Origin of the sequence: Gimesia fumaroli, assembly GCF_007754425.1 — a bacterium.
Classification (GTDB): Bacteria; Planctomycetota; Planctomycetia; order Planctomycetales; family Planctomycetaceae; genus Gimesia; species Gimesia fumaroli.
Genome location: NZ_CP037452.1, coordinates 292,842 through 313,954 on the forward strand (window position 1 = coordinate 292,842; position 21,113 = coordinate 313,954).

The 21,113-nt window shown below is 50.5% G+C and carries 19 protein-coding genes; 10 read left to right on the forward strand and 9 right to left on the reverse strand.

The window, feature by feature from the left end; translation table 11 throughout:
* Positions 1 to 70: 70 nt before the first annotated feature.
* The gene (locus Enr17x_RS01140) at positions 71 to 1,417 is read left to right on the forward strand and encodes a right-handed parallel beta-helix repeat-containing protein (protein WP_145305420.1); all 1,347 of its coding nucleotides are present in this window, start codon (positions 71 to 73) and stop codon (positions 1,415 to 1,417) included.
* Between the two features lie 38 nt (positions 1,418 to 1,455).
* On the opposite strand, the gene Enr17x_RS01145 is transcribed toward Enr17x_RS01140, so the two are convergent.
* Both Enr17x_RS01145 and Enr17x_RS01150 read right to left on the reverse strand, forming a co-directional pair.
* Positions 1,456 to 2,691, reverse strand: a complete 1,236-nt coding sequence (locus Enr17x_RS01145) for an aminotransferase class I/II-fold pyridoxal phosphate-dependent enzyme (protein WP_145305421.1) — start codon at positions 2,689 to 2,691, stop codon at positions 1,456 to 1,458.
* A gap of 250 nt (positions 2,692 to 2,941) precedes the next feature.
* Positions 2,942 to 4,042 carry a peptidylprolyl isomerase gene (locus Enr17x_RS01150; protein ID WP_145305422.1) on the reverse strand — a complete coding sequence of 367 codons (1,101 nt, stop codon included), beginning with the start codon at positions 4,040 to 4,042 and terminating at the stop codon, positions 2,942 to 2,944.
* 633 nt (positions 4,043 to 4,675) lie between these two features.
* Between Enr17x_RS01150 and Enr17x_RS01155 the strand changes: the two genes are divergently transcribed.
* Complete coding sequence (locus Enr17x_RS01155) at positions 4,676 to 5,782, forward strand: SPFH domain-containing protein (RefSeq protein WP_145305423.1); 1,107 nt, start codon at positions 4,676 to 4,678, stop codon at positions 5,780 to 5,782.
* A gap of 97 nt (positions 5,783 to 5,879) precedes the next feature.
* Positions 5,880 to 7,046: a glycosyltransferase family 4 protein gene (locus Enr17x_RS01160; protein ID WP_145305424.1), complete on the forward strand. Its 1,167-nt coding sequence runs from the start codon at positions 5,880 to 5,882 to the stop codon at positions 7,044 to 7,046.
* A gap of 335 nt (positions 7,047 to 7,381) precedes the next feature.
* Here the strand turns inward: Enr17x_RS01160 and Enr17x_RS01165 are convergent, their stop codons facing one another.
* From Enr17x_RS01165 to Enr17x_RS01185, 5 genes are all read right to left on the reverse strand, one after another.
* Positions 7,382 to 8,602, reverse strand: a complete 1,221-nt coding sequence (locus Enr17x_RS01165) for an FG-GAP repeat domain-containing protein (RefSeq protein ID WP_145305425.1) — start codon at positions 8,600 to 8,602, stop codon at positions 7,382 to 7,384.
* Positions 8,602 to 9,708 carry an NHL domain-containing protein gene (locus tag Enr17x_RS01170; protein ID WP_145305426.1) on the reverse strand — a complete coding sequence of 369 codons (1,107 nt, stop codon included), beginning with the start codon at positions 9,706 to 9,708 and terminating at the stop codon, positions 8,602 to 8,604. The genes Enr17x_RS01165 and Enr17x_RS01170 overlap by 1 nt, the downstream gene beginning before the upstream one ends.
* A 23-nt stretch (positions 9,709 to 9,731) precedes the next feature.
* Entirely contained in the window at positions 9,732 to 10,079 is a 348-nt protein-coding gene (locus Enr17x_RS01175; RefSeq protein ID WP_145305427.1) for a hypothetical protein, read from the reverse strand.
* Positions 10,079 to 11,023 (reverse strand): DUF1559 family PulG-like putative transporter, encoded by a 945-nt coding sequence (locus tag Enr17x_RS29850; RefSeq protein ID WP_145305428.1) that lies wholly within the window; start codon positions 11,021 to 11,023, stop codon positions 10,079 to 10,081. The genes Enr17x_RS01175 and Enr17x_RS29850 overlap by 1 nt, the downstream gene beginning before the upstream one ends.
* A gap of 160 nt (positions 11,024 to 11,183) precedes the next feature.
* Positions 11,184 to 11,375 (reverse strand): hypothetical protein, encoded by a 192-nt coding sequence (locus Enr17x_RS01185; RefSeq protein WP_145209760.1) that lies wholly within the window; start codon positions 11,373 to 11,375, stop codon positions 11,184 to 11,186.
* A gap of 174 nt (positions 11,376 to 11,549) precedes the next feature.
* Between Enr17x_RS01185 and Enr17x_RS01190 the strand changes: the two genes are divergently transcribed.
* The 6 genes from Enr17x_RS01190 (at position 11,550) to Enr17x_RS01215 (ending at position 18,956) form a co-directional block, all read left to right on the forward strand.
* The gene (locus Enr17x_RS01190; RefSeq protein ID WP_145305429.1) at positions 11,550 to 12,374 is read left to right on the forward strand and encodes a Nif3-like dinuclear metal center hexameric protein; all 825 of its coding nucleotides are present in this window, start codon (positions 11,550 to 11,552) and stop codon (positions 12,372 to 12,374) included.
* Positions 12,375 to 12,581: 207 nt separating this feature from the next.
* Positions 12,582 to 14,063: a lysine--tRNA ligase gene (gene lysS / locus Enr17x_RS01195; RefSeq protein WP_145305430.1), complete on the forward strand. Its 1,482-nt coding sequence runs from the start codon at positions 12,582 to 12,584 to the stop codon at positions 14,061 to 14,063.
* Positions 14,064 to 14,134: 71 nt separating this feature from the next.
* Positions 14,135 to 15,724 (forward strand): ABC transporter permease, encoded by a 1,590-nt coding sequence (locus tag Enr17x_RS01200; RefSeq protein WP_145305431.1) that lies wholly within the window; start codon positions 14,135 to 14,137, stop codon positions 15,722 to 15,724.
* Positions 15,725 to 15,796: 72 nt separating this feature from the next.
* Positions 15,797 to 16,543 carry an ABC transporter ATP-binding protein gene (locus tag Enr17x_RS01205; RefSeq protein WP_232100911.1) on the forward strand — a complete coding sequence of 249 codons (747 nt, stop codon included), beginning with the start codon at positions 15,797 to 15,799 and terminating at the stop codon, positions 16,541 to 16,543.
* Positions 16,544 to 16,726: 183 nt separating this feature from the next.
* Positions 16,727 to 17,584 carry a branched-chain-amino-acid transaminase gene (ilvE, locus tag Enr17x_RS01210; protein WP_145305432.1) on the forward strand — a complete coding sequence of 286 codons (858 nt, stop codon included), beginning with the start codon at positions 16,727 to 16,729 and terminating at the stop codon, positions 17,582 to 17,584.
* Positions 17,585 to 18,194: 610 nt separating this feature from the next.
* On the forward strand, positions 18,195 to 18,956 hold the full coding sequence (locus tag Enr17x_RS01215; protein WP_145305433.1) for a YHS domain-containing protein: 762 nt from the start codon (positions 18,195 to 18,197) through the stop codon (positions 18,954 to 18,956).
* A gap of 556 nt (positions 18,957 to 19,512) precedes the next feature.
* Here Enr17x_RS01215 and Enr17x_RS01220 read toward each other — a convergent pair.
* Both Enr17x_RS01220 and Enr17x_RS30220 read right to left on the reverse strand, forming a co-directional pair.
* A complete protein-coding gene (locus Enr17x_RS01220; RefSeq protein ID WP_145305434.1) occupies positions 19,513 to 19,923 on the reverse strand; it encodes a hypothetical protein in 411 nt (136 codons plus the stop codon).
* Positions 19,924 to 20,133: 210 nt separating this feature from the next.
* The gene (locus tag Enr17x_RS30220; protein WP_261343408.1) at positions 20,134 to 20,259 is read right to left on the reverse strand and encodes a hypothetical protein; all 126 of its coding nucleotides are present in this window, start codon (positions 20,257 to 20,259) and stop codon (positions 20,134 to 20,136) included.
* Between the two features lie 557 nt (positions 20,260 to 20,816).
* On the opposite strand from Enr17x_RS30220, the gene Enr17x_RS01225 reads away from it, so the two are divergent.
* On the forward strand, positions 20,817 to 21,095 hold the full coding sequence (locus Enr17x_RS01225; protein ID WP_145305435.1) for a Flp family type IVb pilin: 279 nt from the start codon (positions 20,817 to 20,819) through the stop codon (positions 21,093 to 21,095).
* The last annotated feature ends 18 nt before the right edge of the window (positions 21,096 to 21,113 follow it).

Consider the following 21,113-nt stretch of genomic DNA (forward strand, 5'->3'; position numbering starts at 1 on the left):
GTGACATCGGGCAAACTGATTTTAAAGAGTGTTAAATAACTCCCCCGCCTGATCATACTGGAGTCCTGAAATGAGACCAGTGATACTTTCCCGCCGACAGTTTTTAGAAACCGCCGTAGTAACCGGCTTCGGTTCTGCGAGCATCAAGCAACTCGTAGCCAGCGAGACTCCTGCAGTGAAACAACGCCGCGCGACCGATGGGGATCAGCGGTTCGAACCCGATTGGGACGAGCGGATTTCCATCTCGGTGGGGACGGATCGCGGAGACATTGTCGGTTCTAGTGACAAAGCCCTGCAGGCTGCCATCGATTATATCGCTGGTAAAGGAGGTGGCACGGTCCGAATTCTGCCAGGAACGTTCACTCTAAGAAATGCATTGCACCTGCCTTCCCGAATTCGCCTGCTCGGAAGCGGTCCGGAGACGATCATTACTAAAGGTGCTTCTGAAACCGTCGCCCTATCAGAAGATTCTGACTGGTACGACCAGGAGATCACGCTCGAGAAATCAGCCGGCTTTCAGGTGGGTGACGGTGTGGTACTGATTTCGAAGAATCCCAACACAGGCAGTCAGGATGTAATAAAGCGTACGCTCGTGGCACGATCCGGAAACCGCTTTAAATTGAATGACGGCCTTCGGAAAAATCTCTGGCTCTCCGGTAAGCCGACGGCGTCATCTCTGTTCCCACTCCTTACCAGCGAATATACGAAAAATGTGGTCATCGAAAATCTGACGCTGGATGGCAACCGGAAAAATAATACCAATCTGAATGGGAATTATGGAGGTTGTATTTTTCTGCAGGACTGCAATCGTTACACGATTCGCGATGTGACCACGCGCAATTACAACGGTGATGGAATCAGCTTCCAGATCTGTCACGATGTAAAAGTCGAACATTGCCACAGTCACGATAATGCCGGTCTCGGCGTACACCCGGGCTCCGGTTCACAGCGCCCGCAGATCATAAACAGTCGATTTGAAAACAATCATATCGGCCTGTTCTGGTGCTGGGGAGTGAAATACGGACTGGCCGAAAAAAATCAGCTGACGGGAAACAACTTCGGAATTTCGATTGGTCACAACGATACCGACAACATCATGCGCGAGAATGTGATTTCCAATAGCGGAAAAGTAGGCATTCTGTTTCGTGATGACGCCCGCGGGAAAAACTTCTGGGCCAATCGAAATACGGTGGTGAAAAATCAAATTATCAATAGCGGCGCAGATCAGGGAGTCGCCATTGATATTACCGGCAAAACGTCTGATCTGATCATCACAGACAATACGATTGTTGAACAGAGAAAGCCCATGCAGCGCACGGGCATTCGTATTGGACCAGACGCTGGAACCGTCAAGTTGGCCGACAATCAAATTCAAGGCTTTATGAAATCCATCGACGATCAACGCAAAAACACTTGAGATGACCGGAAAGCCCTCAAGGCTTCCGATCGTACTGGCTATTCCGCGGCGATTTCTTCCGACTTCATGCATTTCCCGATTTGCTTCACGGCCTGCCTGAGGCGTTGTGAATTTTCGACGATGGCCATCCGCAGATAACCTTCTCCGTCTTCGCCGAACCCGCGACCGGGGCTGACTGCAACGCCCCCTTCATCAAGCAGCTTCATCGCGAAATCAATCGACCCCATTTGAGCCCAGGGTTCGGGAATCTTTGCCCAGACGAACATGCCGGCTTTAGGGCGTTCGATTTCCCAGCCCAGTCGTTCCAGGCCGCTACAGAAGACATCGCGGCGTTGCTGATATTCCGCGGCGATACTGTCGACAGCGGCTTCACAGTGACGCATGGCGACGATTGCGGCGATCTGAACCGGCTGAAACAGGCCGTAGTCGTAGTAGCCTTTAATGGTCGAAAGTGCCCGCACCATTTCCGAGTTGCCCGAGCAAAACCCGATGCGCCAGCCAGCCATGCTGAATCCCTTACTCATCGTTGTGAATTCCACACCGACCTCGGAAGCGCCGGGAGTTGCTAAAAAGCTGGGGGCTTTGTAACCGTCGAAACAGATATCTGCATATGCGAAGTCACTGATCACCAGAAACGAATATTTACGCGCCAGGCGAACCAGTTCCACATAAAAGTCCTGCTCGATCACGGTGGCACTGGGGTTGTGAGGGAAGTTCACCACTACCACGCGCGGCTTGGGATAAAGATGTTCGCAGGTATAAGCGATATTCTTAAGAAACTGATCGGGCTCGCGAACGTCGAGTTCAATCACATTCCCTGCAGCCAACATCACCGCATAAACGTGAACGGGAAAAGAAGGGGACGGCACGATGGCGGTATCGCCGGGGCCCATCAGCGCCAGACACAGATGGCTGAAGCCTTCTTTGGAACCGATACAGGCGACGACTTCGGAATCGGGATCCAGTCGCACGCCATATTTCTTCCAATAACGAGACGTCACTTCTTTTCTCAGGTTCGCAATTCCGTTGGCGACTGAATATCGGTGGTTTCGCGGATCAGCGACTGCTTCCGCCATTTTCTCCACAATCAACGGATCAGGCGGATCGGTCGGGTTACCCATTCCCAGATCGATCACGTCAACACCCGCCACACGCTTCTGGTATTTCAGCTTGTTGATTTTTCCGAAAAGATAAGGGGGTAAACGCTTTACTCTCTCTGCAACAGGGATGGTAAAACCATCGTCTGATGAGGGAACTTCCGATTCGCCACGCATAATTGAAACACTGCCTGTATAACAAGGAATATTTGTCGACTATCTGCCGGGCTCTCTTTTTCCGCCGCCTTCACATCTGGCTGGGGGAGGACGCCCAACAGGGACTATTTTACGCGATCGCCCCGAAAAATGCGCCTGCGGAATACGAGGAATTTTGAGCAGATTTGTCAGGACATAAAAAAACGCGTGTCAGTAAACCAGGACTGACACGCGTTTTGACTATCTGGTTCTCTGTTTCAGAGAAATAGGCCTACTTACCGGCTCGGTTAAATCCTTGAGTCGGGTTAGGAATCGCTTGTTTCACTTGACCTTTCGAGAAATTCGTTCCCGAAGTCTGCGAAACCCCACCGGTTGTGGTGTTGGTGATATAGTTGTCCACCCGGGTTTCCTCTTTCAGCTTGGCAAACACGCGGGCAACTGCTTCTTGTGTTTGTTCTTCTGTCAACTGTTCTACCAGTTGGTTTTTGACTTCGTTGATGTCGGTCACAACGGGTTCCGTGCGGCCTTCGCAGAACAGAATGGCATAACGGCTTGGACCAATCTGAATGATCCCGGAAACCTCTCCTTCTTTCAGCTTGAAAGCGGCTTTCCAGAGGCTCTCGTTGTCTGAGTATTGCGGAATCGGCTGAATGGCACCACCCAGAGCACGGCTGTTCGGCTCAATTGAGTAGTCGCGGGCGATTCGTTCAAATTCAGCTGGATTTCTTTTGACATCATCCCAGGTTTTCTGAGCACGATGCAGATTGTCCAGCATGATCATCCGAGCTTTGACGCGCGGGCCGTAATCTCGAATAAATGCTTTCTGAACCTGTGCCTGAGTCAAGTTTGTCTGTTGACCAGCCAGTTTCCGTAAAGCCAGCATTGGCCAGATCACATTCCGGCGATACTGATTAGGATTCATTTTTCGCTCAGCCTGCAACATGTCGTACCAGGTTTTGGTATCCAGATTGAAGCGTTTTGCAATCTTTTCGACTTCGGCGTGAACTTCAGCCTGTTCGACAACGACTCCCGCTTTCTGGCAAGCTTGTTGAATGATGGCCCGGTTCACCACGTTTTCCAGAACTTCCGGTCCATAGAGAGCCAGGCATTCACGAGCCAGCTCATCTTCAGTAATTACAACACTGCCCACTTTGGCAACCGGCTGGCTGCGGAGCGTTGGCTGGGATCCGGAAAGTCGTACCTTGCCAGCTTGTTTCTCTTCACCGGCAGCACCATCTTTGGCATTGAAGGTCTGGAAGAAAAGAATGCCAGCGAAAAGAACCAGCCCTGTACCGGCTGCGAAAAAGAGTATTTTTCGTTTCGAGTTTGTCTTGGCGTTGGTCGCATGCGGGTTTGGGGTTGGGTCGCCCATTGCTTAAAATCTCCATGTTTTGTATCCGACGCGAGGGGATCATGTGATTGCCTGAATTCAGCCCCACCAGCGTTACTGCTGGATTCAACAATCCTTTGGGTCCCGGATTGTTGGGAAACGATTCCGGAGCTGATTCGAACCAGCGGGTTCCGGAGTCACCAATCACGTTGATACTTAGTCGTCAGAAGATTTACGAAACTTCCTTGTCTCAAGCTCTACCATAAGAGCGCGGCGGGAATGTAAAACTTTCAACAAAGCAGGTCAACAGCAATTTATAGAACCGAAAATGTGTATACATTTAGGCAATAGCTCTCAGCTCCGATATCCTTGTGAATATTCAGGTTTCGCATGGTTTTTACCGGTTTTTTTGATCCTGGCCAACTGCTGTGCCGTTTACCTAAAAAGTGCCTCCACTCGGGAAGACTCGCATGCGGTCTGGGTGTAAGGCAGTAAGATAATAGAATAGTGACGATTTGAGAATAATCGCTGAGGCGGTGATCTCTTTGATTGCGAGCCAACTGAAGAGCGGGTTACAATCGAGAAAATGGCACGTTCGCTGCCTGCATTTCACTTTCGTGCCATTCTACAAAGCCAGATTCAAGAAACAGTCAGACTGAAAGAGGGGAAATCAATATGGGATTCTGGATGGATAAATTACGGGCCGAACTCGTTGATATCATTGAGTGGATCGACGATTCGAAACATGTTCTCACCTGGCGATTTCCCCGCTATCAGAATGAAATCAAAAATGGGGCGGAACTGATCGTACGACCGGGACAGATGGCACTCTTCGTGCATCGTGGACAGGTTGCCGATGTCTTCGAGCCAGGCCATTATCAACTTACCACTGACAACCTGCCGATTTTAGGAACACTGCAAGGCTGGAAGCACGGCTTCAACAGCCCCTTTCGTTCTGAGGTCTATTTTGTCAATACCACACAGATCACAGACCTGAAGTGGGGCACACCAAATCCAATTATGCTCCGCGATCCCGAGTTCGGCCCTATTCGGTTGCGTGCCTTCGGAAACTATTCGCTCAAAGCCAATGATCCGCGGATCCTCGTGAAAGAACTCGTAGGCACTGATGGTGAGTTTCATTCGAATGAGATCAATGAACTGTTAAGATCGATCATTCTCAGCTCGTTTGCCGATCTGATTGGTGAATCCAAGTATGCTGCACTCGATCTCGCTTCCAAATACAGCGAGATTTCGACCGAGCTGAAAGCAATAGTGAATGAACGGATTGACGATGAATACGGTCTTGAAGTACCACAATTGCTGATCGTAAATATTTCGCTTCCGGAAACAGTAGAAAAAGCACTGGATACTCGGACCAGCATGGGCGTCATCGGCGATATGAACCAGTTCCAGCAATACCAGATGGGGCAAGCGATGCTCTCTGCTGCTGAGAACCCGTCCGGCGGTGGCGCCGCCGAAGGCATGGGGCTCGGTATGGGCTTTGCGATGGCCAACCGCATGATGGGAGCACCTGGCATGGGGGCACAGGGGCAAACGGCGCCTCCACCACCACCGGCGGCCTGGCATATTGCCGTTAATGGTCAGACCCAAGGCCCCTTTCCGCTGGAACAGATCTCACAGGGAATCGCCAGCGGCCAGATTTCAGGAAGCACTCAGGTCTGGTCTGCAGGGATGGCGGGCTGGTTGCCGGCCAGTCAGGTACCCCAGTTGGCTGGTTATTTTCAAGCAGCAACACCTCCGCCCCCACCTCCAGCCAGTTAAGAGAAAATGTCATTTCAATTGAGACTATGATGAGAGCGATTTTGATTTCAAGATTGAACCGTTTCCAGAGACAGAACCGCCAGAGGCTGGTGTCCGAGTGAGAGTCGCGCATATTATCACCCGGATGATCATTGGCGGTGCGCAGCAGAATACGCTCTATACGGTCGAAGATCAGTATCGCGATTATGACGATCAAGTCTCACTCATGACCGGGCCGACCGAGGGACCCGAAGGAACCCTGATTCCCCGGGCCGAGCAGGGTGGTTTCGATTTACGGATCGTTCCGCATCTGACACGCAGCATCAGTCCGATGAATGACTGGCGCGCGTATCGTGAACTGATTGCCGAACTCCGCGACTATCAGCCCGATCTGGTACACACTCATAGTTCGAAAGCCGGCATTCTTGGACGGGCGGCTGCCTGGCATCTGAAACTGCCGACGGTGCATACGATTCACGGAGCCGCCTTTCACTTCGGCCAGTCTCCCGTGCATTATCACGCTTATATTGCTGCAGAGAAATGGGCGGCCCGCCGCTGTGACCGGCTTATCAGTGTGTGTGATGCGATGACCGATCAGTATGTCGCAGCCGGCATCGCCACCCAGGATCGCTACGATACCGTCTACAGCGGAATGGAAGTCGAGCCGTTTCTCACGCCGTCGCGTCCCCCGGAAGAGGTCCGTCGAGAATTGGGCATTGAACCCGAGCACATCGTCATCGGCAAAGTAGCACGGCTCTTTCATTTGAAAGGGCACAAGTATTTGATTGAAGCCGCCAAACAGGTTGTCGAGGCACAGCCGCAGGTTCGCTTTCTGCTGGTCGGCGATGGAATTCTCAGAGCGGAATTTGAACAACGCATCGCCGAACCGGGGCTCTCAGAGCATTTCATCTTCGCCGGTCTGGTGCCTCCCGAGCGAGTGCCGGAATTGATTCATGCGATGGATATCGTCGTGCATACCAGCGTCTGGGAAGGACTGGCCCGCGTGCTGCCTCAAGGATTGATCGCCGGCAAACCGGTGGTTTCGTACGACGTGGATGGTGCCCGGGAAGTAGTGCTTCCCGACGAAACCGGTTATCTTCTGCCGCCTGAATCAATTGAACCACTCTCGCAGGCATTGATGGAACTTGCCGCGGATCCGGAAAAACGCCGTCGGTTTGGTCAGACGGGACGGGAACGATTCACCGATCAATTTCGCCACGAAACGATGACGCGTCGTCTGCGCGAGATATATCAGCGAGTGCTTGACGAACGAAGTCAGCAGTAAAACCCGATATCGCGTAGGGGTAGACCCATGTGTCTACCCGCCTGGCGAGGATCGAACGTTTGAAACCGTTCGTCTGGTACCAACATGACCGTGCGAACGCGGGTACTGTTATCGACGCGAACCCTGCGGGTCGTCACATGGGACGACCCCTACGTTGGAGTTGGTTCGTTTGATAAGAAGTCGAACTGCTGTTAGCAAACGACGATTCAACCGGGGCTAACGCCCTGCGGCTAATGGGTATGAACCATTCGAATTACGAAACGCTTTCAGGGCGTAAAAAAACGCAGGATAACAAAGAATCAGTCTGCAATCCTGCGTGTGAATGTCAGCGGTAATTAATTCTGGATCAGAACATTCACGCCTTTTTTATTCGAGAGTACGATATCAGGGCGGCCATCGCCGTTCATATCCGCCATGGAAAACTGAGTTCCCACGCCGGTATCGTTGCCCGCTTCAATCTTGTGAGGAATGATCTGAGGCGCGGAGTTCTTACCCCGTTTGATTTCATACCAGTACATCACAACCGGGTCTTTACCGCCTGGATCTTTACCGTTGTGAGCAAAGAACCGTTTACCGGTGACCATATCCCGCTGCCCGTCGCCGTTCATGTCGATGAAGTGCATCGCGTGGGTTTGTGAGTAGCTCTTATCAATCAGATGCGCTTTATATTTTGGCTTGCCATCTTCTGAAACATTCTCAAACCACCAGACGCCAAACGCATGTGCTGAACTGCCAATGATGTCATTATCGCCATCCTGGTCAAGGTCTTCCACATACAGGTCAGCCATTTTTTCAGGAGGCTCGGAGCCACTGACACTCAATGTAAACGGATGGAAATTCCAGAGCCCTTCTCCGAATTCTTTGGGTCCTTCCCACCAGCCATTGGGAATCAGAACGTCCTGGCGGCCATCTTTGTTAACATCGCCGACGCCCAGGCCGTGATAATATTTGAACGTGCCGTTTTTCATGGGATCGCCGGGTTTGCTGATCGGCATGAAGGTCCATTTTTTCGTAGCCTGTTCCGGCGGTGGAATTTCCAGATATCCCATCTGCTGCTCCGGCTGTGAGCCAAAGATCAGCTCCGGTTTGCCGTCGCCGTTCAGATCTTCGAATTTGGGCGTTTCATTACAGATACTGTGCCAGATCAAGTGTTCTTTCCAGTGACCTGATTTATTTTTTGGGTTTTCATACCAGTAGAATTCTTTGCCGGGAAAACTGACGTAAATGAAATCGGTCCAGCCATCCTGGTTGATGTCGTAAGCAAAGTTGCAGAAGCTGTCGCTGTATCCCACGCCGGCAACAAATTTTCCGGGTTTGCGAACTTCGTGCATTTTCCAGTCCGGTGCTTCGTACCAGACATCGCCGGCAATCACATCCATTTTGCCATCTTTATTGACATCGGCCGCGGCAGAACCTTCCGAGCGGAACGCGGCATCCAGTTGTTGACGTTGCCAGGTTTCGCCGGCGGAAAGTTCAAGCGAACCTCCCAGCAGAACCAGCAGTGCGGCGACAGAAAGCGTATTCAAGCGGCGATAGTACTCATGTTTGATATTCATTAATTTTGTCCCGTAGTTAACTTGCGAACGCGGTAAGTTTCACTGTCACCAATATAGACATTTCCTTTGGGGCCCACATAAACACCATGTGGCCGTGCCATGCGGCATTTTGCAGGGTCGCCATCAAGGCCATCTCCTTTTTTGCCATCTCCCACGGCTGTCTCGATGATGCCGTTTTTCTTGCGGATCACGCGAATCGTATGGCTTTCGGTATCAGCCAGATAAATGTCTCCGTTCGGTGCGACGGAAATTCCTTTCGGGCCTGACAAAGTCGCTTCTTTGGCTGGTCCGCCATGCCCTGTATATCCTTTTTTACCAGTCCCCGCGATGTGATGTAAAGTCTCATTATCCAAATCGATCCGATACACCTTATTCCCTTCCCGCAAAGCGAGATACAAAGAGCCCTTTCCAGAGCCATCAGCGAAGAAATCCAAAGCCCGTGGACCGTTGAGGGGAGTACCAGAAACCTTCGCACCATCGGGAGTTGGCTTGCGTGCGCCGGTACCGGAAAACGTGCTGACGATGCCTGATTTCAAATCGACGCGGCGAATCCGATGATTGCCGATATCACAGATATACAGATTGTCGTTGTTGTCCAATGCGATCGAATGCGGTCTTGAAAAAGTCGCTTCCGTCGCCGGTCCTCCATCCCCGGAGAAGCCTTTCTTGCCGGTGCCTGCAACGGTTTCAATCTGACCGGTTTTGGCATCCACGCGGCGCACGATGTTATTCACCATTTCCACGAAATACATATTGCCCGCTTTGTCAAAGCGAACTTCGTAAGGCTCGTTCAGTTCCGCTTTCAGCGCCGAACCGCCATCGCCGCTGTACCCTTTATTGCCCGAACCGGCGACAGTGGAAATCGTCCCCGTTTTTTCATCAATCCGGCGAATGACGTGGCTTTTGATTTCACAAACATACAACGCGCCATCCGGGCCGAGCGTGAGACCATAAGGCTCGCCGACCATCGCCTTCACAGCGGGGCCGCCGTCTCCTGAGTGTCCCTGTTTGCCGGTGCCCGCCAGTGTTTTGACGGTTTGTGCAGAAAGGGACGAGGCGAACAGGCCGATTAGTAAGATGCTGAAAAAAACTTGCATGCGCTTCATGGTGTGAATCCAGATATCTTGAGTTACTGTTGATCAGGGAGATCGTCAAACGGGCGTTTCAGATCATCGTGTTTGAAAATCAGATAACGGCCGGCATTCGGGTTTTGTTTTAATAACTCGGCCGGTGGAATCAGAGCCTTTCCTTTGCGCTGCCTGTCGATGACCATTACTTTCACTCCGTCGGAGTGGTCCTGCTGTTTGAAAAACTGTTCGAACAAAATATTGCTCGGCGTCCCTTGTTCATCGAGAACGACAACATATTCTGCAGACGGCTGAGGGACGGCAGGCCGCTCTTCCGCACAGCCGAACAGAATATTTGAACTCACCAGCAAGATACTGAGTCGAAAGAGGGACAAATACGAGGCGCTCATTATTGAACGCCTCCCATCTCGGAATTCAGTTTGTCCTTATGGCTGAACAGAATGTTGCTGTCCATCGGGCCGAACCAGCCGATCTGAAATTTCTTGGGATCACCGCCGTACGCCGAGGTGCCTGTTCCCGACATGACTGCTGATGTCACACGTCCGTCTGCCCAACCGATATTGGCGACCGTTCCCGTGTGTCGGAAATGAATCGACGGATCAGGACGAAATGTTGTTTCTTCAAAAGTGGGAGGAACAGGAGGCGTTGAGCCAGGCGAGCCCCAACTATCGATAAAGAAAGGAGGTTCAATAAAACTATATTCTATGATATGCAGGTCGGGAAAGCCCTGGGCGAGTGCGGCATCAGCAAACGCAACGGTGCGCGCCAGACTACCAATTTCCCGCATTCTTGTTGGAACCTGATACAACAGGTCACTCGTATTTTTCCAAGGCGTTCCGCCCAGGTAGGTCTGATTGTAACCATATCCCCCCGCGCCTCCCTCGAACGCATTCGCGACAGTTCCGTGTTCGCCAAAGTTACCAAAGGTGGGGCACTTTTTAATGGCCGCGTTCTGTTCCAGGTAGGGAGCCAGTGGTCCCAAATGTGGCCTAAACTTCGTAGTCCCATTGGAGGTCACTCGTTTTCCATGCCAGCGTTCCTTGTTTCCATTAACGTAATCACCCCCATCGGCAGAAGCAGGAGGCCAGTATCCACTATTGGAATCAGCATACATATGGCAGGCCAGAACAATCTGCCGGAGATTATTTTTGCACTGCGCCATCCGGGCTGCTTCACGAGCCTGCTGTACTGCGGGTAACAGTAGAGCTACGAGGACGGCGATGATGGCAATCACCACCAGCAGTTCAATTAGAGTAAAGCCGTTTTTATGAGATGACTTGGAAGAACTCTGTCTGGTTTCAGAAAACACAGATCGCAAATTGAAAAAAGACATTCTTACGGTTATTTCATGGTTAGAGAGAATAGGGAAGGTTTTAAACAGTCTTCCACATTCTAACCAACTCACACCGCAGATGTCTTGCCAGCAGGCGGTCTCTCAGCCGGGGAAACGAATTTTTCGAAGAAAAACAGCTTAGAACAGCCGAAAAATGTGGCTATTCAGAACCGGCTTCTGCCTGATTCTGTTTGGCGATGATCTCACGCTCTTTCTTCAGGCACATCGTGATAAATGTTCCCGAGATGACTGCTTGCGCGACCAGATAGACCAGGATATCCGGACCATTCAGGATGATGCAGGCGCCGAAGGCAATCACAAACAGAGCGATCAAACGTGTTTTCAGACCCATAGTGCTGACCTTGTTCTATTTCGAAGAAATGAATCGCATGTTCTTTGGTTTCACTAAGTATAGTGCTGTATGATACATTGATCAATTCATATTTGTAATCCAACAATAGTCACGTCTTTGATTTTCCACAGGGTGAGAATCGCAGACTCTCCAGAAGAACCGGAGACAAACAAGATGAGCAGCGTAGCAGAAATTCAGGATTATCTCGTCCATCTGGCACCCCTCGATCTGGCCGAAAGCTGGGATAATGTCGGACTGTTGATGGGAGACCCGGCGCAAAAGGTAAACCAGATCCTCACCTGTTTAACGCTGACGCCGGATGTCGCTGCAGAAGCCATCTCTGCCGGCGCCGATCTGATTATCAGCCATCATCCGATTCTGTTTCGACCTGTGCAACAGATTACCTCAACATCCGTTGAAGGCAAAATGCTGCTGGATCTGATTCAGGCAAAAATCGCCGTCTATAGCCCGCACACCTCGTATGACAGTGCCGAGAGAGGCATTAACTGGCAACTGGCGAATTTGCTTGGCTTGGAAGAGATCGGCGTTCTCCGGCCCATCGTTTCTGCATCAGAAGAGTCGGGAGAAGAGGAACGAGGTGCGGGACGATTTGGAACGCTGCCAGCAGAGTTTTCGCTCCCACAGCTGAATCAACTCATCAAGCAGGCATTGAAAGTAAGTTCACTCCAGTTTGTCGGCGAACCTGATCTAAGAATCCGTCGCATTGGCATCGCCTGCGGGGCCGCTGCGGAGTTTTTGAAAGACGCCCATTATCATGATTGTCAGGTTCTCCTGACCGGCGAAGCCAGATTCCACGCCTGTCTGGAAGCCCGTGCACTGGGCATGGGGCTGATCCTGCCAGGCCATTACGCCACAGAGCGACCGGCGATGGAGCAGATGGCACAACTCTTACAGCAGCAGTTTCCGGATTTGAAAATCGGAGCCAGCCAGCAGGAAACCGATCCGCTGCAATGGGACTGCGATTCGGAACCAGCGTGAGCAAAAGTCGTGAATTCCTGACGGTTTAGATGTCTCTATGTATATTCTCAACTGGTTGCCATTGACCTGACCGGCAGATTTCGCCATTATCCCCCCTCTCTCAGTAGTTTAAATTCTCTTTTTTGACACACATTTCGAACTGTGACCGAATTCCTGTGTCAAAGATAATTAATAAATCTCATACAGCCTTAGACTTAATCGATTTCAATGTCCAAAGTTAAACCCAACCGTTTCGAAGCAGAACGGATTAAAAAGTTAGAGAAAATCCAATCCCTGGGACTCGATCCCTGGGGGCAGAGATTTGACGGCCACACTCCTATTGCCGAAGCACGCACGCAGGCACCTGAAGAGTCAGGCGTCGATGGCGAAGAGGTGCGGATTGCAGGCCGGATCATGCTGCGTCGCAAGGCGGGAAAACTTCGCTTTTATGATATCAAAGACTGGACCGGTAAAATTCAGCTGCTCTTCTCCCGCGGCGATTTGACGGAAGCCCAGTGGGAATTGATGGGCACGCTGGATCTCGGCGATCTGATCGGCATTGATGGCTATCTGCGTCGGACTGAGACCGGCGAGATCTCGGTTTTCGTTAAAGAACTGACGGTCCTCTGCAAATCACTGGCACAGCCTCCAGAAAAACATCACAGCGTCAAAGACGTCGAACTGCTGCTAAGGCAGCGGTCACTCGATCTGATTTACACCGAAGGCGTCCTGGAAAAGATGCTCCAGCGGAGTCAGATTATTGACTCGGTGCGACAGACTTTGCGCAATCATAAATTTGCCGAAGTCGAAACGCCGATGCTGCATGCAGTGGCCGGTGGTGCGGCGGCCCGGCCTTTTATTACACATCATAATACGCTCGATATTCAGCTCTATATGCGAATCGCATTGGAATTGCACCTCAAACGATTGATGGTCGGCGGGATTGAACGCGTTTATGAAATCGGGCGCGTTTTCCGAAATGAAGGCATCGACGCCACACATAATCCTGAATTTACGATGATCGAGGTCTATCAGGCGTACGGCAACTATGAAACGATGATGGATCTGACAGAAGACATCGTCACCGATGCCATCAAAACGATCAGCGATACGATGGTTCTCCCCTGGGGCGAAGATAATACCATCGATTTCAGCGGTCCGTGGGAGCGGAAAAAATATTACGACTTGGTCAAAGAACACGCCGGCTGCGATCCCAACGATCCTGCTGCCGTAGCCGAAGTGGCAAAGCAGCAGGGCATCGATACGGAGAATGTGCACCCCGATGTGGTTCTGAATGAAGTGTTTGAAGCGACCTGCGAGGAGCACTTAACCGGACCGGTTTTTGTGATCGATTACCCCGCGTCCATTTGCCCGTTAACCAAACGGAAAAAGGACGATCCCAATATCGCCGAACGCTTCGAACTGTTCGTACACGGGATGGAACTGGCTAACGCCTATACCGAATTGAACGACCCGCTGCTGCAGGAAGAATTATTTAAAACACAATTGTCGGGTCTCTCGGATGAAGACTCGATGGCGAAGATGGATACAGATTTTATTAAAGCGTTAAAGGTTGGTATGCCGCCGGCAGGAGGCCTGGGAATTGGTATCGATCGTCTCGTGATGTTACTGACAAACAGTCACAGCATTCGCGACGTGATCTACTTCCCGCTGCTTCGGCCCGAAGGTCAGCCAGCACCACCAGAGTAAACCAGGGATGTGTCCGGCACTCATTTGAATGATTGTCGGCTGAATAATCAATCAGCCAAAGGATTGGCCGTATGTACAAATCATTGTTATGCCTGCGATATTTGCGAACCCGTTATATTGCACTGGCCAGTATCATCAGCATGACGCTTGGCGTCGCGACCATGATTGTCGTCAACAGTGTCATGGACGGTTTCAGCACTGATATGCGAACCCGTCTGCGTGGCATCCTGGCGGATGTCATCGTGGAAACAAATTCTCTCGATGGTGTCGCCGTCACGCAGGACATGAAAGATAGCATTAATCGTGCTGTAGGCGATCAGATTGAGGGCATGACGACAACCGTTGAAATCTATGCCATGCTCAGCGTGCAGTATGGCTCTCAATGGCAAAGTAAACCGGTTACTCTGATTGGTATCGACCCCGATACCAAAGCGACCGTGGGACCGCTCTCCAAGTATCTGGTCAACACCGCTGAAAATGCCGTTCCCGACTGGGAGCTCTCGCCGGAAGCGATGGCCTATCGTAAAGAATGGACGACCCGCGCGCAGTGGATGGTCGATCGCTGGAATCATAATCCGCCGCCTGAAGAGAACAAACAGATCTCCTTTGAAGAGCCGGCATCGAACGAGCCACTGCCCGAACCCGACTTTGACTCGGAATCGTCTCAGGACTCACCCTTTGATTCAAAACCCCAGGTCGCAGACAATGCAAACTCGGTAAAGAATCCTTTTGAAAACGGTTTGAAAGGTTCCGCGTTCGAAAAAGAAGAAGTACGCGATCCCGGCAGCCCTTTGAAGGCTCGTGTCTACATTGGCTATGGACTGGTCAGCTTCCCCTATGAAGATCCGGATACCGGCAAAACGGAAATGTTCCAAATCGTCAAGCCCGGCGATGATGTCAAAATCAGTACGGTGACAGCCGGCCGTCCTCCCGAGCCGAAGCACTTCAATGCGACCGTAGTCGATCTGTTCAAAAGTGATATGAGCGAACATGACAGCAGCCTGGTTTTCTGTAATCTCGAATATCTGCAGGAAGCCCGCGGCATGCTGGATCCGGAAAGCGGCGAGAAAGCCATTACATCGATTCAGATCAAACTGAAAAATCCTGAAGACGCTGCCATGGTCGTCAGTAAACTGGAAGAAGCATTACCAGCGAACCTCTTTCGCGTACGAACCTGGGAAGACAAACAGGGGCCGCTGCTGGCAGCCGTCGAAGTAGAATCGGCGATCCTGAATGTCTTGCTGTTCCTGATCATTGCGGTCGCCGGTTTCGGGATTCTCGCGATTTTCTTCATGATCACCATCGAGAAAACTCGCGATATCGGCGTCTTGAAAGCACTGGGCGCGAGCTCCAATGGCATCATGTCGATCTTCCTGTCTTACGGTCTGGCACTCGGGCTGGTCGGCAGCGGAGTGGGTGTGATCGTCGGCTTGCTGTTTGTGAAGTATATCAACGAGATCGAAAAATTCATTACCTTTGTGACCGGTCGAAAAGTGTTTGACCAGCGCATATATTACTTCCCGGAAATTTCGACTCATGTGGAACCGATGATGGTGTTCTGGGTCGCTCTTGGTGCGATGTTTATTGCTGTCCTGGCCAGCATTCTTCCCGCACGCAAAGCAGCCCGCTTCCATCCCGTAGAGTCATTACGCTATGAGTAGGGTTCTCTGAAGCAGAGCTCTATTCAAATAAGGAAACATAGTTGTTCTCCCGTTTATGTCGAGTATGAATTCATGACCGAGACCATTTCCATGCCGCATCCACAGTTATCCGCGATTGCCGTTGAAAAGGCGTATCGAAAAGACAAACACAAAGTTCCCGTTCTCCGCGGGATTGATGTTGAAGTCAACAAGGCTGAGTTCCTGTCGATCGTCGGTCAGTCCGGCTCGGGAAAAAGCACGCTGATGCATCTGTTCGGCTTGTTGGATTTTCCTGATATCGGGGAAATTCGCCTGGAAGGTCAGCGGATCGATGACTTGCCCGAGCACGCCCGCGATCAGATTCGCAACCGGGTTTTTGGGTTTATCTTCCAGTTCTATCATCTGCTGCCCGAACTGAATCTGCTGGAAAATGTGCTCTCCCCGCTGATGATTCGCTACTCTACATGGGAATACTGGAAGCGCAAAAAACAATTCAAACAGGATGCACTGGAGATTATTGAGAAAGTCGGCCTGTCGCATCGAATCAAGCATCGCCCCTCGGAAATGTCGGGCGGAGAAATGCAGCGGGCCGCCATTGCCCGGGCATTAATCGCCAAGCCGCAAATCCTGCTGGCAGACGAACCTACCGGAAATCTGGATAGTAGTACCGGGAAAGAGATTATGGACCTGCTGACCAACTTGAATGAGCAGGAACAGCTGACTATCATCATGGTAACGCACGATAATTCGATTGCAGCACAGGCACATCGAACGGTTCGCCTGCGGGAAGGTCAGATTGAGGTACTGGGAAAAACTCAGGCCACGTCCGTCCCCGCCTAGTACCAGACGATTTGACTTGTTGTTCGTCTGAACCACCGTCGCCCGCGTTGTGTCAATGGCGTGAGCCACTGCATGTGATTCTTCGGTCGGAAATGGATTTCTCTGATTGCAACACAGGATGGAAATTCCGCCAAAACCTGCCAGTCGTGTCTTGGCCTAGTTTGAGAATGGTACCAGATTGTAATGTCGCTCCAAATTTATCTTGACGGAAAACTGCTTCCCGAGGAAGAAGCAAAAATCAGTGTGTTCGACCACGGGCTGCTGTACGGCGATGGCGTGTTTGAAGGCATTCGTGTCTACAGCAAAAAAGTCTTCCTGATGCAGGAGCACATCGACCGCTTGTACGAAAGCGCGCTCGCCATTCGTCTGGAGATCCCTCTCTCAAAAGCAGAGATGATCAAAGCCGTCAATGAAACGGTTGCCGCCAACAACATCGAAGATGGTTATGTGCGACTGGTCATCACGCGCGGCGCAGGCTCGCTAGGACTCGATATCCGCCGCACCAGCAATCCTCAGGTCATTATCATTGCCGATAATATTTCACTCTATGATCCGCAACTTTATGTTGATGGTCTGAAAATCATCACTGCAGCGACCATCCGCAATCATCCGGCGGCGCTTTCTTCGCGTGTGAAATCGTTAAACTATCTGAATAATATTATGGCCAAGATTGAAGGCACCGACGCCGGCTGCCTCGAAGCGTTGATGCTCAATCACAAAGGCGAAGTTGCTGAATGTACGGGCGATAATATTTTCATCATCAAAGACGGCATCGTCAAAACACCTTCGATTGACGCCGGCATTCTGGAAGGCATTACCAGAAACGCCGTGATCAAACTCGCCGAACAGTCCGGCATCACCGTCGAACAGATACCTTTCACTCGACACGATATTTTCATCGCCGATGAATGCTTCCTGACGGGCTCTGCCGCAGAAGTCATTCCGGTTGTTGAGTTGGATGGTCGCAAGATCGGCGATGGTAAACCGGGGCCGATCACCAAAGAGCTCAACGAAATGTTCAAAAAACTTACGCGAGAGTAAACTGATTAACTGATTGATGCATTCAGTAATCAGTTAAACTTTCAACGTGGTTTGGCAGATACAATACGCTTCCCATCGTGTTTCTTCCTTGAGTTCAGTTCGGAATTTGTAGCTTGACGCGATCTCGACCATCGGTAACATGCGGAGATAACGTCGGGCGCGCGAGTGTCACCACCTTTTTCAGGTGAACTCGTTGAAGCTGAGTTTGTCAGCACTATAAAAGTTTCTTGTTTCACGCACTTTTGTTGGCCTCGACCGGATTGGTTCTTTCTATTCAGGTCGCAATCTGAGCCTTTTATTGGGCCATGCGAGATCTTGAATTGCCAATCATATGACTTCATAAGAGCTTCCTAAGCGTTCGCGTTTACCAATAGATTAGTGTGGTTTGCACCAGTCGGTTGAAGCAGCACACCTCAAACTCCAAGCGTACAACCGGGATTCTATCTGATATAACCTGACCCACTGAGATGAATCTCTACTGAACGGTCGTTGCAACCACTTTTTTGTATGCTACGATAAGAAACTGATAATCCGCGCGACCGGTTTACGCTGTTGATGTGTTTTATCTTTTAGTGAAGCCGTTTTGCCTGTCCCATCTGGAATCTGTCTGATGCGAATTTCATCTCAATTGATTGTGGCTCTGTTTTGTATTTCTGGATTACTCTGGTTGTCGAGTGGTGCTCAGGGAGAACCAGCCACCAGTTCCTCAACCGCAGCAAAAACAGAGCATGAGTCAATTAAGCAGGCACTCGCCGAATTCAATTCGCTCATCGGCGGCTGGCGCGGCGTGGGCATGATCAAACGGAATTCCCGCAAAGGGGCCTGGTCGGAAAAAGCAGAGTGGGTCTGGAAATTCGATCCGAAGTCCACCGGAATTGCCTATCAGATCACCGATGGCAAATTTCTCAAGTCGGCTCTACTCACTTATGATCCGAAAAAGAAAACCTATTTGCTGTCCACCGTGCTTCCCGATGGCAAGACACGCGATTATACAGGCACGCTGAATAAAGACACGCTGGTCCTGGAATCTGCACCCAATAAAGAGGGAGCCGTCTACCGCATTTCGATACGTCGGCTCAACGAAAAACGGACACTCGTATTATTTGAACAACGCAATCAAGGCCAGTCATTCTATTACCGTCTCGCAGAAGTTGGCTACACACGGGCAGGTACGAAGCTGGCCGAGTCGGGCAGTGGCGGACCGGAATGCATTGTGACCGGAGGCGCGGGAACAATCCAGGTCAGCTATCAGGGCAAAACCTATTATGTCTGCTGCAGCGGCTGTAAACAGGCCTTTGAAGAAGATCCCGAAACCTTCATCGAAGAAGCAAAACAAAAAGCAGAAGCCCGTCGCAAAAAGAAAACGCCATAGTCCTCTTCAGTAGGTGCCGACCCATGTGTCGGCCCGCAGGGACAGGGTTGTTTTAAGAATGAGCTTGCGAATGTTTGATTAGATCCCATCAACCGGTCATCAACAATCGAGTTTCGCCAGGCGGGTAGACACATGGGTCTACCCCTACGAGAAATTGTGTTGGAACTGTTTCTCTGAAATCGAACCGGCAGGATGTTTCAGATAACTCCTACGTGTTTTTTATAACATGTGCTACACCAAAGTAGGGGCGGTGCCTGTGTGCCCGCCCGCCTTGCGGGAATTGAATGTTTTTAACTCTATGGATGGGATCAATTGAAGCGTCCGGGGACCGGAGATGTCAGCAACTTCAACCCTACCTCAAGACACATTGGTTCGCTTCCATTTACCTTGAACCGGCACTGTCGGGCAAGCCGAGCAGTGGCACACGCTAGCGAGATCTGATAAGAGAAGACAATCAATTACCGCCACGAAAACCTAAACTCACATCTATCGTTTTTGATCACAAGAGTTTCGTAATTACCGGCGGTCATGTTAGTGTCACTCAGACCAAACGCGTCTAAAAATCTTCCAGCGAAGATCCTAAATCACCGCTGCCTGATTCATCAGCGGGTTCTTCCAGGATCACTTCGTTTTCTTCCAGATCGGTGCGGGGCAGGGGAATGCGGTCTTCCTGCTGCGACTTCTTTGACATCGGATTCAACCACTTAGGAAATTTGGAAAACCGCGAAGGCTGTTCTTCGGCTTTTGTCTGGATGATTGCCGGTTCCAGTTCCACTGGCTGCAGCTGAGAGACATTTTGGATGGAGGCAGGCTTGTCTTTCTTGGTATAAAATTCCAGACCAAAAAAAGGAGAGCGGCTGTTGCTGTCCATCTGAAACATCTTATTGGCCAGCCCCTGACATCCTGTCTGTGTGCCCACTAGAAATGCGCTGATGCAGAGAACCCAAATTAATCGCAGCCCGTTCATTGGTTGACTTATTCCATCCTTGTCCAAGTCAAATTCACTCTGATTTTTAAATCTCATATCTCGATGGCGTCAATTGAGACATCTTTCGAGAATGGACCCAGTATCCTCATCGGCTAACTTTGCCGGACAGATTGCCTCTTTTCTTTAGATCGCAGTATCTCAAAGAAAATAGTTCTGACTCAGGTTGTTTAACCTCAACAGTTTACTGTTTTACTCGTCTGTCGCTGATTCACTCAGCCGGCTTTCAATCTCCTCTTCTGATTCGACGGGGGGCTCGCTTTGTGTCGGTACATCACGAAAACCGAGCGTGCTGGTGATTGGTCCGTCGTTACCCATCTGGCAGCCTGTCCAGGAAAGGCAAAACATGAGAGAACAAAAGATTGTAAGGTGAAATGATTTACGCATTGGGATTCCCTTCCCAGTCATTCTGAAACAAAACCCCCACTATTTCGGCTACGGTTCATATCAGGAATCGGCATTTGTGTGAAGAGCGTTTTTCGGTTCGGCATAATTCACTCCCCCATTTCGGCATATCGTGCCGGTACCCCATTCTCATGTTGTGATTATTCACCGTGTTGCTTTGAAGCATCTTTGTGATAACTCTCTATTTCTAAATACTTTATGTAAATGAGGCCAGGCTCGTCTGATTTCGTGTTGCGTTCTCACCTCATTACCGATTTTGGCGGTTCCGGTTCCCGTCGAGAAAAACTGTCAATCAGGAAGATTTATATCTCCTTACAAAACAGTGAGTTAGGTCGCTTGTTTTTAACGGATTGTAAAATCTTTTTAACGCTTTGGCCTGTTTGGTATTCAGCTTGCTTTACATCCCAGTATCAACTTTGAAACGTTTAACTCGATGCAAAACAATATCACACCACCTGGAGACACCAACTATGAAAAACATCATCAACCAACTGATCAACGACGAAGCCGGTTTCATTGTTTCTGCTGAACTCGTGCTGATCTCCAGCATCGCCGTTCTGGCCATGATTGTCGGACTCTCTGAAGTCGCTAATAACATTAACCAGGAACTGGAAGATGTCGGCAGTGCTTTCTCTTCGATCGATCAGTCTTACCAGCTCAGCTATGCACACGGCCACAAAGCCTGTACTGAATCCAGCAGCTTCTACGATCAATCTGACTTCTGCTCAGGTCAATGGGACGTGCAATAATCAACGCGTCACACTCTG